Raw genomic sequence first — 15,615 nt, 5'->3', positions numbered from 1 at the left:
GTCCGACGACATCCTGGTGATGCGCGGCATCACCAAGAGGTTCGCGGGTGTCACCGCGCTGCACGAGGTCTCGTTGACCGTGCGGCGCGGTGAGATCCACGCGATCTGCGGCGAGAACGGCGCGGGCAAGTCCACGCTGATGAAGGTGCTGTCCGGGGTGCACCCGCACGGCACGTACGAGGGCGACATCCTCTTCGAGGGCGAGCCGTGCTCGTTCAACGGCGTTCGCGACAGCGAGCGCCGCGGCATCGTGATCATCCACCAGGAGCTGGCGCTGTGCGGCCAGCTCTCCGTCGCGGAGAACCTGTTCCTGGGCAACGAGAGGTCCCGGCGCGGGCTCATCGACTGGAACCGCACCAACCACGAGGCCCAGGCGCTGCTCGACCGCGTCGGCCTGCGGGAGAACCCGACGACGCCCGTCAACGACCTCGGCGTCGGCAAGCAGCAGCTCGTCGAGATCGCCAAGGCGCTGTCCAAAGAGGTCAGTCTGCTGATCCTGGACGAACCGACGGCGGCGCTCAACGACGACGACTCCCAGCACCTGCTGGACCTGCTCGAAGGCCTGCGGTCGCAGGGCATCACCTGTGTGATCATCTCGCACAAGCTCGGCGAGGTCACCCGGATCGCCGACACCGTCACCGTGCTGCGGGACGGCAGGACGATCGAGACGTTGCCCGCCGAGGGGCTCAGCGAGGAACGCATCATCGCCGGCATGGTCGGCCGCGACCTCGAGCACCGGTTCCCGCCGCGCACCCCCGACATCGGCGAGGAGGTGCTGCGCATCGAGGACTGGACGGTGCACAGCCCCGCGCAGCCGGACCGGGTGGTCGTCGACAACGCCACGCTGTCGTTGCGGCGCGGGGAGATCGTGGGTCTCGCGGGCCTGATGGGCGCGGGCCGCACCGAGCTCGCGATGAGCGTGTTCGGCCGCTCTTACGGCGTCGGTGTCTCCGGGCGCGTCGTCAAGGACGGCAAGGAGATCGACACCCGCACCGTCCAGGGCGCGATCCGGCACGGCCTCGCGTACGTGAGCGAGGACCGCAAGCGGTACGGGCTCAACCTGATCGAGGGCGTGCAGCGCAACGTCTCCGCCGCGGCGCTGGGCAAGCTCTCGACCCGTGGCTGGGTGAACGAGAACGAGGAGTTCACCGTCGCGGAGCGCTTCCGCAAGTCGATGGGCATCAGGACGGCCGCGGTGTCGACGCCGACCGGCACGCTGTCCGGCGGCAACCAGCAGAAGGTCGTGCTGGCGAAGTGGATGTTCACCGATCCCGACGTGCTGATCCTCGACGAACCGACGCGCGGCATCGACGTCGGCGCGAAGTACGAGATCTACTCGATCATCAACGACCTCGCCGCCCAGGGCCGCGCGGTGCTGGTGATCTCCTCGGAGCTGCCGGAGCTCCTGGGCCTGTGCGACCGCGTGTACGCGCTGTCCGAGGGCCGCATCACCGGTGAGGTGAGCCGCGAAGAGGCCACGCAGGAACGCCTGATGCAGTACATGACACGAGGACAGGGCTCATGACCACGAAGACCGCGCCCGCACCGGCCGCCGCTCCGGCGGCCCCGTCCCGCCGGTTCTCGATCAACCTGCGGCAGTCGGGCATCTACGTCGCGTTCGCGTTGATCGTCGTGCTGTTCACGGTGCTGACCGACGGCGCTCTGCTGCAGCCGCAGAACATCTCGAACATCATCGTGCAGAACTCGTACGTGCTGATCCTCGCGATCGGCATGATCCTGGTGATCATCGGTGGGCACATCGACCTGTCGGTCGGCTCGACCGTGGCGCTCACCGGCGCGATCTGCGCGGTGCTGACCGTCCAATGGGGACTGCCGTGGCCGGTGGCGGTGCTGCTGACGCTGCTCTCCGGAGCGGTCATCGGCGCGGCGCAGGGCTACTGGATCGCGTACTTCGGCATTCCCGCGTTCATCGTGACGCTGGCGGGCATGCTCGTGTTCCGCGCGCTCACCCTGACCACGCTGGGCAACCAGGGCATCGGGCCGTTCCCCGACGAGATCCGCTCGCTCGCCAACGGGTTCACCGGCGGCTACCTCGGCAACATCGGCCTCGGCCCGCTCGGTGGCGCCGACCTGGTGAGCCTGCTCGCCGGGTTCGCGTTCGTGGCCGGGTTCGCGTTGTCGCAGTGGCGCAAGCGCGCGGCCAGGCTCGGCTACGGCCAGGTCGTCGAACCGCTGCCGGTGTTCGTGCTGAAGATCGTCGGTGTGGCCGTCGTCGTGATGGCCGTCGTGATCCAGCTCGCCCGGTTCCGCAACCTGCCGTGGGTGCTGGTGCTCCTCGCGGCGCTCGCGCTCGGCTACTCGCTGATGGCGAACAACTCCGTGTTCGGGCGGCACATCTACTCGATCGGCGGCAACCTGCAGGCCGCCACGCTGTCCGGTGTGAAGGTCAAGGCCGTCACGTTCTGGGTGTTCGTCAACATGGGCGCGCTCGCGGCCCTCGCCGGCGTGATCTTCGCCGGCCGGCTCAACCAGGCTGGCCCGACCGCGGGCATGTCGTTCGAGCTCGACGCCATCGCGGCCGCGTTCATCGGCGGCGCGGCGGTGCAGGGCGGGGTCGGCAAGGTGGTCGGCGCCATCACCGGCGGCCTGATCATGGGCGTGATCAACAACGGCATGTCGCTGATCGGCGCGCCCAGTGAGCGCGTGATGCTCGTGAAGGGTCTCGTCCTGCTCATCGCCGTCGCCTACGACGTCTGGACCAAGCGCCGCGCCTGACCCCCACCCCGATCCCGGAAGGCGAACCATGGCATCCCTGCGCCATCTCGGTCTCGTCGCGGTCGTCACGGCCGCACTGCTCCCGACTCCCCCGGCCGCCGCCGAACCGATCGTGCGTTCGGCGGCGGCCGCGGTGGAGATACCGAACATCGACGACGTCCGCGGCCACCTGACCCTGCCCACCACCGGTTCCGGCGGCACGACCATCACCTGGAGGTCGTCCAACGGCAAGGTGATCACACCGACCGGTGAGGTGAGCCGGCCCGCCAGCGGCAGCAGACCCGCCAAGGTCGTGCTCACGGCCAGGGTGAGCCTGGGGCAGCAGAGCACGACCCGTGCGCTCACCGCGACCGTGACCCCGTTGCCCGTCAAGGAACCCCTCGCGGGCTACAGCTTCTTCTACTTCAAGGGCGAGGGCAGCCCGATCGGCGAGCAGATCTACGCCGCCGCGAGCAACGGCAACAACCCGCTGGACTTCTCCGAGGTCAACGGCGGCCAGCCGGTGCTGAGGTCCAGTCTCGGCGAGCTGGGCGTGCGCGACCCGTTCATCATGCGCTCCCCCGACGGCGACAGGTTCTACCTGCTGGCCACGGACCTGAAGATCAACGGCGGTCGCGGCTGGGACGCGGCGCAGCGCACCGGCAGCCGGTCGATCATGGTGTGGGAGTCGACCGACCTGCGGAACTGGTCGCGCCAGCGCAGCGTCGAGGTGTCGCCGCCGACCGCGGGCAACACCTGGGCGCCCGAGGCGTTCTGGGACGCGAAACGCGGCCACTACGTCGTCTACTGGGCGTCGAAGCTGTACGCGGAGACCGATCCCGGCCACGCGGGCAACAGCTACAACCGCATGATGTACGCGACCACGCGCGACTTCGTGACGTTCAGCCCGGCGAAGGTGTGGATCGACCCCGGCTACTCGGTCATCGACTCGACCGTCATCGAGCACGGCGGCACCTACTACCGCTACACGAAGGACGAGCGGAACAACTCGTCGTCCTCGCCGTGCAGCAAGTACATCACCGCGGAGAAGTCCACGGACCTGCTGGACCCGGGCTACGACTTCGTCTCCGAGTGCATCGGCAAGGCCACTCCGACCAGTCCGGGCCTGAGCGCCGGTGAGGGCCCGACCGGCTTCAAGTCCAACACCGAGGACAGGTGGTACCTGTTCATCGACGAGTACGGCGGCCGCGGCTACGTGCCGTTCGAGACCACCGACCTCGCCTCCGGGAAGTGGACCATGTCCACGGGCGCCCGCCTGCCCGCGTCCCCGCGCCACGGCACGGTGCTCCCGGTGACCCAGGCCGAGCTGACCCGGCTCACCGCTCCCCCGGCGCCGGTCAAGGCCGACGCCAAGGGGCTCGTCGCGCACTGGCCGCTCACCGGGTCCGCCGCCGACGCCACCGGTCACGGCTACGACGGTGTGCTCGCCGGCGACGCCGCCTTCAGCGACGGTTCCCTGTCGTTGAAGGGCGGGCACGTCCAGCTCCCGAACAACATGCTGACCGGGGCGTCGGCCGTCACGATCTCCGCCGACGTCCTGGTCGACCCCGCCCAGCAGACGCCGTACTTCCTCTACGGCTTCGGCAACACCGCTCCGAACGGCGTCGGCAACGGCTACCTGTTCAGCACCGGTGACACCTACCGCGGCGCGATCGCCACCGGCGACTGGACGACCGAGCAGGGCGTGAACTCGGGCCGGGCGCTGCCGCGCGGCGTCTGGAAGAACGTGACCCTGACCATCGGCAACGGCGTGGAGGTCCTCTACCTCGACGGCGTGGAGGTGGGGCGCAACACCGGCGTCACGGCCAAGCCGTCCGACCTCGGCGGCGGGATCACGGCGGCCAACCACCTCGGCCGCTCGGTCTACGCGGCGGACCGGACGCTGCTGGGCAGGATGAAGGACGTCCGCCTCTACAACCGGGCGCTGTCCGGCACCGAGGTGGCGTCGCTCCCGTTCAACGCGACGCTGATCCGGTCAGTGGCGCACGATTCGCTCAAAGCGCCTGCGGTCATCCAGCCGGGAAGCGTGGTGCTGCCCGTGAAGCCCGGCACCGACCTGCGGCGCGTCGAGCTCGGCTTCGGGCTCGCTCCTGGCGCGTCGATCTCGCCAGCGGCCCGGTCGATCTGCGGAAACCCCGCCAGTTCACCGTGCGGTCCGGACGCGAGAGTCGGGTGTGGACGGTCGAGGCCCACGAGATGCGCAGCCCCGTGCTGCCCGGCCTCAACGCGGACCCGAACGTCGTCGCGTTCGGGGACACCTACTACATCTACGCGACCACGGACGGCTTCGACGGCTGGAGCGGCACGAGGTTCTCCGCCTGGTCCTCGAAGAACCTCGTCGACTGGGTGGACGAGGGCGTGATCCTCGACCTCGGACCGGACGTGAGCTGGGCGGACCGCAACGCCTGGGCTCCGGCGATCGCCGAACGGGACGGGAAGTACTACTTCTACTTCTGCGCCGAGGCCAAGATCGGCGTGGCGGTGAGCGACTCGCCCACCGGTCCGTTCGTCGACTCGGGCCGGCCTCTGGTCGCGCGCAACCCCTCCGGTGGAGGTCAGGCCATCGACCCGGCCGTCTTCGTCGACCGCTCCGGGCAGCCGTACCTCTACTGGGGCAACGGTGAGGCCTACGTCGTTCCGCTCAACGATGACATGATCTCCTATGACCCGGCCAAGATCACCCGCCTCACCGGGCTGACGGACTTCCGGGAGGGCCTGTTCATGGTGGAGCGCAAGGGCACGTACTACCTGAGCTGGTCGGTCGACGACACGCGCAGCGAGGACTACCGGGTGGCGTACGCGACCGCTCCCAGCCCGACCGGCCCGTTCACGAACCGCGGCCTGATTTTGAGCAAGGACCTGAGGCTCGGCGTCAAGGGCACCGGGCACAGCTCGATGCTGCAGGTACCGGGCACGGACGACTGGTACCTCGTGTACCACCGCTTCGCCATCCCCGGCGGGGACGGCACGCACCGCGAGACCACGATCGACAGGATGAGGTTCGGCCGCGACGGCTCCATCGTCCCGGTCGAGCCCACCCTGGAGAGCGTCGCACCACAACGGATCCGGCCTCAGCACTGCCGGGCCCTGATCAACTGATACGAGGAGTTCGATGTCGCAGCGGGAACCCGAGCTCCGCCGGGAACTGTTCGGCCGGGTCGGCGACGCCGACGTGCACCGGTACGTCCTGGCGTGGCCGGGCGGGCTCACCGTGCGGGTGCTGGACTACGGCGGCGTGATCCAGTCGCTGGAGGCCCCGGACCGCGACGGTGTCCCCGCCAACGTGGTGCTCGGGTTCTCCTCGCTCGACGAGTACGTCAAGAACAGCCGGCCCGGCGAGAACCGGGTGTTCTTCGGCGCCCTGGTCGGCCGGTACGCCAACCGGATCGCCCGAGGCGCCTTCACCCTCGACGACGTCCGGTACCAGCTGCCGCTCAACAACGGGCAGAACAGCCTGCACGGCGGTCCGGAGGGCTTCGACACGCGGGTGTGGTCCGCGACCGAGGTGCACGAACCGGACAGCGTGGGCGTGCGGCTCGACCTGGTGAGCCCGGACGGCGACGGAGGCTTCCCCGGCGCCGTGGCCGTGCAGGTCACGTACCTGCTCGACCGGCACAACCGCCTGAGCATCACCTACCGCGCGACGGCGGACGCGCCGACCGTGCTGAACATGACCAACCACAGCTACTGGAACCTCGCCGGGGAGGGCAGCGGCGACGTGCACCGCCAGTCGCTGATGCTCAACGCGAGCCACTTCTGCGCCGTCGACGAGGACCTGATCCCGGTCGGCGGTCCCGTACCGGTCGACGCGAGCCCGTTCGACTTCCGGCTGCCGACCGCGATCGGCGCCCGCATCGAGGCGTCCCACCCGCAGCTGCGCATCGCCGGGGGCTACGACCACAACTGGGTGCTCGACTCGTCCGGCGCGTCCTTCGCCGCACAGGCCTGCGACCCGGCGTCCGGACGCCTGCTGACCATGTGGACCACCGAGCCCGGGCTGCAGTTCTACTCGGGCAACTTCCTGACCGAGGACCTGGTCGGCACCGGCGGCCGCCCGTACGGCCCGCATGCCGGCTTCGCGCTCGAGGCGCAGCACTTCCCGGACTCGCCGAACCGCCAGGACTTCCCCAGCACGGTGCTGCGGCCCGGCGAGGTCTACCACCAGGAGACGGCGTTCCAACTGTCCACTGCGGACTGACTCACGCCGCGTGAACGCACGTGGGGCAGGTGCACTCGGCACACGTGCAGTTGGCGCACGCATCCGAGCAGCCTTCACAGGCGCACTGGGCGTGGTTGCAGGTCGGACAGTCGCATTCCGAGCAGTCGCACTGCGCGCACGAGTCCGCGCAGTGCGCGCACCTGCACTTGTCGCACTCGTCGTAGTGCACCCCGCGGTCCGTGACGTGTTCGCGGTGCAGGTGCCCGTCGTGCAGGTAGTCGACGTGATCGCGGTGCACGACGGCGTCGTGGCCGCAGCCGGGTCCGTGGGTGTGGCGGTGCAGCTCCGCCGGTGCGTGGTCGACAGTCGTCATGGGACAGATGCTCATATGCGCAAGCGACCATGACAAACGGAGGAGCGGCCGGTCAGCCTTACGGGTGATGGTCGACCGTGCGGCAGATCACTCCCCAAGTTGTTGCAGCGCAACGTCTTGATCGATTCGCTGTCGATTCGACAGATGATCGGACTCTCCCGGTCCGAGTCGTCCAAGCTGGACGGCACGGCACCAGTGGAAGGGGTCCTGTCATGGCAGCCGAGTTCCGGGCGTTCGGTGCCGGGCCGATCCGCACGCCTTCGTTCGACCACGTCCACCACGCCTCCGAGACGCACGCGGCACGGCGTCCGCACGCGACAGCCGTGGAACACCTCGGCGAGTCGCTGACCTACGCGGAGCTCGACGCCAGGGCCGGACTGCTGGCCGAGTACCTCGTCCGCGCCGGTGTGCGTCCCGGTGACCACGTGGGGCTGTTCCTGACGCGGTCGATCTCGATGGTGGTGGGCGTCCTCGCCGTGCTCAAGGCGGGGGCCGCCTACGTGCCCCAGGACGCCGCGACCACGTCCGAGGCGCGGTTGCGGCACGTCGTCCGCACCGCGCGCATCGACGTGGTGCTCACGACGAGCGCGGACTCCCTGCCCGGCCACCTCGCCGAGGTCCTCACGATCGACACCCTGCCCGACGTGAGCACGTTCTGCCGCACCATCACCGCCGACTCGGACGTCGCCGCGGTCGTCTTCACCGGCACGAACGGTGTGCGGGTCTCCCACGCCAACCTGTGCAACCTGCTCCTCACGGCTCCCGGATCGCTGGGCGTCGCACCGGGCACGAGAGTGGCGCAACTGCTGGACATCGCCTGCGACCTGGCGATGTGGGAGGTGCTCGGCACGCTGGCGAACGGCGGCACGCTGGTCCTGCGCGGCGACGACCTCCAGCGGACGGCGAGCGAGGTGGACGTCGTGATCGCGACACCCGACGTGCTCTCGTCGCTGGACCCCGACGCGTGCCGGCGGGTGCGCACGATCGCGGTAGCCGGTGAACGGTGCCCGCGCGCGCTGGCGGACACGTGGTCGGGCCGGGTGGACTTCCACCACGCGTACGGCCCCACCGAGGTCACCATCGCCGCGACCGTGCAGCGTCTCGGCGCGGGCGGCCGGCTCACGCTCGGGAGGCCGGTGCCGAACGCGACCGCGTACGTGCTCGACGAGGACCAGCGCCCGCGGCCTTCCGGCGAGGTCGGTGAGCTGTGGGTGGGCGGAGCGGGCGTCACCGCGGGTTACGCGGGCGACCTCGACCTGACCTCACGCCGGTACCGGCCCGACCCGTTCCTCGGCGGAGACCACCTGATGTTCCGCACTGGCGACCTCGGCCGGTGGAACGCCGACGGCGAACTGGAGCACCACGGCCGGGCCGGCGACCAGGTGGAGGTGCTCGGGTACCGGTTCGAGCTGAACGCCGTCACCGAGGCGCTGGAGGGCGCGGCGGGCTGCGAGAGGGCGACGACGCTGGTGCACGACGGGCGGCTCGTCGGGTTCATCAGCCCCGGCACGGCGGCGCCGGAGGTCGCCCGGCGCGCGGTCTCCCAACGACTGCCGCACTACTGCGTGCCCACGTTGATCGTGCCGGTCGACACGTTGCCGACGACGGACCGCGGCAGGGTCGACCGGCGCGCACTGCTGTCGTGCCTCGACGGGCGCCGGTCGCCCGTGAAGCGGTCATGAGCGCGCGGCTCGTCGCCGACGCGCTCTCCTCGTTGGAGCCGGACCACCGGGTCGTGATCGTGCGGGCCTTCTACCGCGGCGAGTCCGTCGCCGCGGTGGCGACCGCGCTGCAGGTGCCGGAGAGCACCGTGAAGGTCCGGTTGCAGCGCGGTCTGCACGCGTTGAGGCTGGCCTTGCAGGAGAACGGTGTCATGGAGTCGTGAGCTCGAACCGCTGGACGGCGACGGAGCCACCGAGTGCCTGCGTGGCGTGGTTGAAGATGCCGAACCGGTAGCCCATGAAGAACTGCCATTCGTTCTTGAGCGTGAAGCCGGTGCCCAGCGACGTGTAGTTCACCCCGTCGGTGCTGTAGGAGAACCTGGCCTGCCGGCCGCTGCCCGGCCGGATGTCGGCGTTGGCCCGCAACCAGATCCGGGTCCCGGTGAGGTTCGCGCTCGCCACCTCGGTGCCGGTGCCGGTGGTGTTCCAGCCGCTGTCCATCGTCAGGCCGTTGACCATCACGACGCGGTTGCGGCCGTTGTCGCGCTTGACGCCGATCCACGCCGAGGAGTCGCGCAGCATCGCGAGACCGGTGCGGTCACCGTCGCGCATCGAGCCGAGGTCGAGGGTGACGGTGGCGGTGGACGTCGGCCCCTGCACCCGGTGGGTGAGGGTGTTGCGGGCGTTGTACAGGTCGTTGGTGGCGGTCGCGGTGGACAGCCGCAGGCCGTTGTTGACGCTGTACTTCGTGGTGTCCGGGTTGTGGTTCCACTCCCACTGGGGTTTGAGAGTCGTCCCGTCGAAGGTGTCGACGCCGGTCATGGGTCTCACCGGACGCGACGGGAGGTTCGGCATCGGGTAGTTCGCACCCCAGCCGCCGTTGACGGTCGTGATGCGCGGCCAGCCGTCGGAGGTCCAGGTGATCGGCGCGAGCACCGGGACGCGGCCTCCGGGGTAGGCGTCGACGAAGGCCATGTAGTACCAGTCGCCGTTCTGCGTCTGCACCATGCCGCCCTGGTGCGGCACTCCCCCGCCCTGGATCGGGCCGAGCATGTTCAGCAGCACCTGCTGGACGGTGTACGGGCCGAACGGGCTCGACGCCTTGAGCACGTACTGGCCGTTCGCGGGCCTGGTCAGCCAGATGTAGTAGCTGCCGTTGCGCTTGTAGAACCGCGCGCCTTCCAGCGTGCCGATGTTCGACGGCGTCTGGAACACCTGCTGCGACCGCACCTCGGACTTCCCGTCCGCCGAGAGCTGCGCGACGCTGATCGTGGTGTTGCCGTAGGCCACGTACATCGTGTCGTTGTCGTCGACCAGCATTCCCGCGTCGTAGTAGCACTTGTTGATCGTGGAGTGCTTCGACCACTGCGCGTCCACGGAGGTCGTGGTGTAGATGTGCGTCTGTGCGAAGTCGACGCAACCACCCCAGTAGAACGTGTTGTTGCTCTTGCGGTGGTTGAGGAACGAGGCCCAGATGCCCCGCACGTACCCTCTGCCGCCGTTGAGGTCGTACTTGGAGCCGAAGTCGAGGCGGGGCACGGAGTGTCCGGCGAACTCCCAGTTGACCAGGTCGTAGGAACGCAGGACCGGCGCGCCCGGCGAGTAGTGCATGGTCGACGCCGAGTAGTAGTAAGCGTCACCGACGCGGATGATGTCGATGTCGGCGAAGTCCTGCCACAGCACCGGGTTCGTGAAGGACGACGGCCTGGGAGTGGTCGTCGTCGTGGTCGTGGTCGTCGTTGTCGTCGTGGTCGGTGCACCGGTGTCGCCGCAGGGGGTGCCGTTCAGGCGGAACGACACCGGGTCCGGGTTGCTGGAGCCGGACGTGGCGTTGAACCCGAACTCGACCTTGCCGCCGGTGGGCACGGAGCCGTTGTAGGAGGCGTTGCGCGCGCTGACGTCCGCGCCGCTCTGCGTGATCACGGCGTTCCAGTGCTGCCCGACCTGCTGGCCGGACGCGTACGTCCACTCGAGCGTCCAGCCGGTGATCGCGTCACCGGTGTTCGTGACGGACACGGACGCGCCGAAGCCGCCCTGCCACTCGGAGGTCCTGGTGTAGGTGACCGAGCAGCCGGGAGCCGCCTGCGCCGCCGTGCTCGCGGCAACTCCCGCCGCCACCAGCGTCAGGACGGACAGCGTGGCAGGGATCCACCTCATGATCGCGCCCACCTCTGGTTGGACTGGCCGTTGCAGGTCCACAGCACGAGCTTCGAGCCGTTGGCCGTCGCGGCCCGTTCGACGTCGAGACACAGGCCGGCGTTCGTGTTGCGCAGCGTTCCGTCGGAGCCGAACGTCCAGCGCTGGTTCGCCTGGCCGTTGCACTGCCAGGTGATGATCCTCGTGCCGTTCGCGGTGCCCTGGTCGTAGGCGTCGAGGCACTTGTCGCCGAACACCCGCACCTCGCCGTTCGGCCACGAGGTCCACTGCTGCGAGGCGGGCGTGAGGCAGTCCTGGATCACCGCGGCGGTTCCGGCGGCGGTGGACCCGTTCTCGACGTCGAGGCAGCGGTTCGCGCCCGCTCCTCGCCACCGGGACGTGGTGCCCTGCACAGGACTTCCGCCCGTCACCCGGAACGCGGCGACGCCGTGCGCGGGAACGGAGGCGGAGATCGCCCCCGAGGTGCCGGACGTGCCGCCGGTCCACAGGTCGGTCAGCGTGAAGGTGCTGCCCGACAGGCCGATCTGGGCGGCCGTGGTGGAGACGGTCGCGGTGCCACCGCCCCGGTTGAACAGACCGACCGCGACCGAGCCGTCCGAGAGGGGCTTGGCGAACACCTCGGTGACCCCGTCGTCGCGCACTCGCCGTCCTCCAGCACCGAGAGCGTCCTGGTTCACCGCGATCAGGCGCTGGTTGCGCAGGATCGCGCTCACGTCGGCGGACATGGTGCGGATGTCGTTGCCCGCCATCAGCGGCGCCGCCATCAACGCCCACAGCGCGAAGTGCGAGCGGGACTCGGTGAGGGTCAGGCCGGGACGCCCGACCACCAGCATGTCCGGGTCGTTCCAGTGCCCCGGACCGGACTGGACGGCGAGCGGGGCGGTGACGTCGACGACGTTGCCCACGCCCATCGGGTAGCTGTTGACGTTGCCGTTCTGCCAGATGTCCAGCAGGTCCTCGGTGGTGCGCCACAGGTCCGCGACCTGGCCCCAGTCGTACCGGTCGCCGGTGATGGCGTGGAAGCTGTTGGGGTTGATGCTGTAGACGATCGGGCGCCCGGTGGCGCGCAGGGCGTCACGCATGATCGAGAACCGGGCGACCTGCTCGTCGCGGGTGCCGGCGCCCGAGCACCAGTCGTACTTCAGGTAGTCCACGCCCCAGGCCGCGAACGTGCGCGCGTCCTGCACCTCGTGGCCCTTGCTGCCCGTCGAACCGGGGTGCGCGCCGGTGGTCTGCGCGCACGTGCGCTCGTTCGGCACCTGGTAGATGCCGAACTTCAGCCCTCGTGCGTGGATGTAGTCGCCCAGCGCTTTCATGCCGCTGGGGAACTTCGACGGGTGCGAGCGCAACGCGCCCGCCGAGTCGCGCTGCGGATCGAACCAGCAGTCGTCCACGACGACGTACTGGTAGCCGGCGTCGCGCATGCCCGACGACACCATCGCGTCGGCGGCCTCGCGGACCTGGCCCTCGGTGATCCCGCACCCGAAGCTGTTCCAGCTGTTCCACCCCAGTGGCGGGGTGAGGGCGGGGCTGCCGGGAGCGGCCGAGGCGGGCGCGGCGGTGACGGTGGCCGCCACCAGCAGCGCGACGGCGACCTGCAGGAGTTTCCTTGACAGGGAGGGCATCGTCGCCCCTTTCTCCCGGGGCCGGTGCCACCGGCGGCGCGACCGGCGGCACCGGCCCCGGAATCAGCAGGTGGAGTTGGTCTGGGTCAGCAGGCCGAGCCTCCAGGGCAGCCGGTTGTACTCACCGCCGGCGTTGGGATCCATGCCCTGGTACAGGTAGCTGAGCTTGCACGGGCTGATCTCCATCGTCTGGTCGACGTTCGTGCGGACCATCTCGCCGTGGCTGATGTCGCGAGTCCACTGTCCACTCGGGAACGTCACGTTGTTCGCGCGGGCGAACGGGTTCGACTCGCTGTCGGCCAGCGCCGTCCAGGGACCGGTGATCGACGGCGCGGTCCACGAGCGGAACCAGCGGCGGCCGTCGGAGCCGATCGCCTCGTGCACCAGCAACCACTGGTTCTTGCCGGCGATCTTGTAGACGTTGGCCGCCTCGAACAACCGGTTGCGGTCGCTGTCCTGCATGGCGATCACCGTGTTGGTGAAGCCGTTGGGGAACTGCGCGAGCGTGGTCTCGGACCGGTAGAGGTGGCCGTTGTCGTCGGAGGAGAAGAGGTAGCACTTGGAGGTGTCGCACACCGTCCAGAAGTCCACCCAGTAGCCGTTGCCGATGTTGTCGCGGATGATCTGCGGCATGCCGTTCGCGTAGAAGTTCTTCGGCGTGGACCACGACGAGGGGTTCGAGATGTCGGAGGTCGTGGAGTACGAGGCGTTCGAGCCGGTCTGGTAGACGAGGTACCAGAGGCGTTGCGGGGCGAAGTAGAACACCTGCGGCGCGGCCCGGTACCCGGTGCCGATGCCGGAGCGGTCGAGGTAGAAGTGCGGTGCCGACGACGCCTGCGACCAGTCGGTGAAGCTGGTGTACATCAGGTTGTAGCCGTCGGTGTAGGTCGACGCGAAGACGTGGTACTTGCCGTTGTGGTAGACGACGCTCGGGTCCTTCACCGCGACGTTCGCGTGCGTGGAGTCCGGTTTCGGGCTGATCAGCTGGCCGCTGGAGGACCAGCGGAAGCTCGACGGCAGACTGCCCACCGGCGGGTTGCCCGTGGTGGTGGTCGTCGTTGTCGTGGTGGTGGTGGTGGTGGGGCCGACGTCGCCGGCGCAGAGGGTGCCGTTGAGGGTGAACGCCGCCGGGTTCGGGTTGGAGCCCGTGCTGGAGCCGTTGAACCCGAACTCGACCTTGCCGCCGGTGGGGATCGTCGCGTTGTACGAGACGTTGCGCGCGGTCACCTGCGCGCCGGACTGGGTCACCTGGGCGTTCCAGGCCTGCTGTACCTGTTGCCCGGCGCCGAAGCTCCAGGTGAGCGTCCAGCCGTCGACCGCGTCGCCGAGGTTCGTGACGACGACGGCCGCGGTGAACCCACCGTTCCATTGCGACGGTGTCGTGTACGTGACCGAACAACCGGGTGCGGCCGAGGCGGGCTGCTGGGCGACCGCGGTCAGCGCGGTCACCGCGAGGAGCGGGACCGCGGCCAGGGCGGTGAGCCGGGCACGCCGGGACAGGGAGAACCGTGCGAGGGACATGATCACCCTTCGTCGCTGGAGGGAGCGGGGTCAGGCGCAGGTGACCGTGAGCGGGCGGCCGGCGGTACCGCCCCAGATCCGGGTCACGACGTGGTCGCCCGGCGGCATCGCCCGCGCGGGAACGGCGGCGTTCGCTTGCTCCACAGTGGACTGTTCAGGGAGGGCTGGCATGGAGAGCCTTTCGTCGACGAGGGTCAACGGCAGGGGCGGCTCCCAGCAATGTAACGACGCCTTCACGCTGCGGTCAAAGCTAAATGTGAGCGCTAACTTTTAGCAGATCATGTTTGACCAACGTTGAACTGGGAATCAGCCAGATCCGCACTGTTAACGCAAACAAGCGGGTGTCATCGTCCCGCCCGCGCCACCGAACCGCCCTCGCGCACGGGCATCGGCACCCTGTGGACCGCCGCGGGACGAGCACCACGTCCGCGCCGTTCCACGATCTCCAGCAGGACCTCGACCGCCCGCGCGCCGAGCGCGTGGTGGGGCTGGGCGATCGTGGTCAGCCGGGGTCGCATCCAGGAGGCGACGGGATGGTCGCCGAACCCGAGCACGGACACGTCACCCGGCACGGAGAGCCCGGCCTCGGCGAGCGCCTGGTAGGCGCCGAACGCCAGGCGGTCGTCCAGGCACACCAGCGCTTCCGGCCGGTGGCGGCGCAGCAGCTCCCCGGTCGCCTCGTACCCCTGCTCCGCCGTCCACTTCGGACAGATGTGCTCGCCCACCACCTCGACGCCCGCCGCGGCGAACCCCTCGCGCAGGCCGGCGAGACGGTCCACCGCCGCGATGCCACCGGGCGGCCCTGACCCGGTGCCGATCACGTGGACTCCGCGCACACACCCGGCCTCGACGAGGACGCGGGCCGCCGAACGGCCGCCCCGCACCTCGTCGGACACCACCGACGGAAGGCCGGGTCGCGCGGTGGCGTTGAGCAGGACGGCGGGCGCGTGGCGCAGACCGTCCGGCACGGCGCTCGTCCTCGCGTGCACGGCGGCGAACACGATGCCGTCCGCCTGGCGGTCCCGCATCGCCTCGACCAGGGCGCGCTCCACGGCCGGATCTCCGCCGGACTCGCTGACGAGCAGCATGAACCCGTGCCGGCACGCGGCTTCCACCGCTCCTTTGACGACGTCACCGACCGGGCCGGACGCCTCGGCGGTGTCGAGCACGAACCCGATCGTCCGCGACAGCCCGCCACGCGACCGCGGCGCGGCGGTGCCGCGCCGGTAGCCGAGCTCCTGCGCGGTGGAACGCACGCGCTGCTCGGCGGCCTGGGAGATGCGCAGCTCCCGCGCGCGTCCGGTCAGGACGAGCGAGGCCGTGGTGATCGACACCCCGCTCGCCGCCGCCACGTCGGCCAGGGTCACGCGCGCTCGTCCCGCC

Annotated in this window: 12 protein-coding genes and 1 pseudogene; 7 read left to right on the top strand and 6 right to left on the bottom strand. The window is 69.7% G+C overall.

The window, feature by feature from the left end; all coding sequences use genetic code 11:
- Positions 1-19: 19 nt before the first annotated feature.
- From mmsA to ACWF7A_RS08240, 5 genes and pseudogenes are all read left to right on the top strand, one after another.
- Positions 20-1,525, top strand: a complete 1,506-nt coding sequence (gene mmsA, locus ACWF7A_RS08260) for a multiple monosaccharide ABC transporter ATP-binding protein (protein ID WP_452250151.1) — start codon at positions 20-22, stop codon at positions 1,523-1,525.
- Positions 1,522-2,736, top strand: a complete 1,215-nt coding sequence (gene mmsB, locus ACWF7A_RS08255; RefSeq protein WP_452249746.1) for a multiple monosaccharide ABC transporter permease — start codon at positions 1,522-1,524, stop codon at positions 2,734-2,736. Before mmsA ends, mmsB begins: the two co-directional genes overlap by 4 nt.
- A gap of 28 nt (positions 2,737-2,764) precedes the next feature.
- A pseudogene (locus tag ACWF7A_RS08250) lies at positions 2,765-4,621 on the top strand (immunoglobulin-like domain-containing protein); the annotation flags it as partial.
- Positions 4,622-4,932: 311 nt separating this feature from the next.
- Complete coding sequence (locus ACWF7A_RS08245; protein WP_452249745.1) at positions 4,933-5,835, top strand: family 43 glycosylhydrolase; 903 nt, start codon at positions 4,933-4,935, stop codon at positions 5,833-5,835.
- A 13-nt stretch (positions 5,836-5,848) separates the two neighbouring features.
- Positions 5,849-6,934, top strand: coding sequence for an aldose epimerase family protein (locus tag ACWF7A_RS08240; RefSeq protein WP_452249744.1), 1,086 nt, complete (start codon positions 5,849-5,851; stop codon positions 6,932-6,934).
- A gap of 1 nt (position 6,935) precedes the next feature.
- On the opposite strand, the gene ACWF7A_RS08235 is transcribed toward ACWF7A_RS08240, so the two are convergent.
- Positions 6,936-7,268 (bottom strand): hypothetical protein, encoded by a 333-nt coding sequence (locus ACWF7A_RS08235; RefSeq protein WP_452249743.1) that lies wholly within the window; start codon positions 7,266-7,268, stop codon positions 6,936-6,938.
- A 212-nt stretch (positions 7,269-7,480) separates the two neighbouring features.
- On the opposite strand from ACWF7A_RS08235, the gene ACWF7A_RS08230 reads away from it, so the two are divergent.
- The gene (locus ACWF7A_RS08230) at positions 7,481-8,950 is read left to right on the top strand and encodes an AMP-binding protein (protein ID WP_452249742.1); all 1,470 of its coding nucleotides are present in this window, start codon (positions 7,481-7,483) and stop codon (positions 8,948-8,950) included.
- Positions 8,947-9,153 carry a sigma factor-like helix-turn-helix DNA-binding protein gene (locus tag ACWF7A_RS08225; protein WP_452249741.1) on the top strand — a complete coding sequence of 69 codons (207 nt, stop codon included), beginning with the start codon at positions 8,947-8,949 and terminating at the stop codon, positions 9,151-9,153. The genes ACWF7A_RS08230 and ACWF7A_RS08225 overlap by 4 nt, the downstream gene beginning before the upstream one ends.
- Here ACWF7A_RS08225 and ACWF7A_RS08220 read toward each other — a convergent pair.
- From ACWF7A_RS08220 to ACWF7A_RS08200, 5 genes are all read right to left on the bottom strand, one after another.
- Positions 9,140-11,086 (bottom strand): family 43 glycosylhydrolase, encoded by a 1,947-nt coding sequence (locus ACWF7A_RS08220; protein ID WP_452249740.1) that lies wholly within the window; start codon positions 11,084-11,086, stop codon positions 9,140-9,142. The two genes, ACWF7A_RS08225 and ACWF7A_RS08220, sit on opposite strands and share 14 nt — an antisense overlap.
- A complete protein-coding gene (locus tag ACWF7A_RS08215) occupies positions 11,083-12,711 on the bottom strand; it encodes a glycoside hydrolase family 27 protein (RefSeq protein WP_452249739.1) in 1,629 nt (542 codons plus the stop codon). Before ACWF7A_RS08215 ends, ACWF7A_RS08220 begins: the two co-directional genes overlap by 4 nt.
- Before the next feature lie 63 nt (positions 12,712-12,774).
- Positions 12,775-14,232: a non-reducing end alpha-L-arabinofuranosidase family hydrolase gene (locus ACWF7A_RS08210; RefSeq protein WP_452249738.1), complete on the bottom strand. Its 1,458-nt coding sequence runs from the start codon at positions 14,230-14,232 to the stop codon at positions 12,775-12,777.
- A 30-nt stretch (positions 14,233-14,262) separates the two neighbouring features.
- Positions 14,263-14,403: a hypothetical protein gene (locus ACWF7A_RS08205; RefSeq protein WP_452249737.1), complete on the bottom strand. Its 141-nt coding sequence runs from the start codon at positions 14,401-14,403 to the stop codon at positions 14,263-14,265.
- 173 nt (positions 14,404-14,576) lie between these two features.
- Positions 14,577-15,599 carry a LacI family DNA-binding transcriptional regulator gene (locus tag ACWF7A_RS08200; protein WP_452249736.1) on the bottom strand — a complete coding sequence of 341 codons (1,023 nt, stop codon included), beginning with the start codon at positions 15,597-15,599 and terminating at the stop codon, positions 14,577-14,579.
- Between the last annotated feature and the right edge of the window lie 16 nt (positions 15,600-15,615).

Source organism: Lentzea sp. NPDC055074 (genome assembly GCF_053608005.1).
Note: the sequence above shows the minus strand (reverse complement) of the source record. Positions and strands in the feature narration are given on the sequence as shown.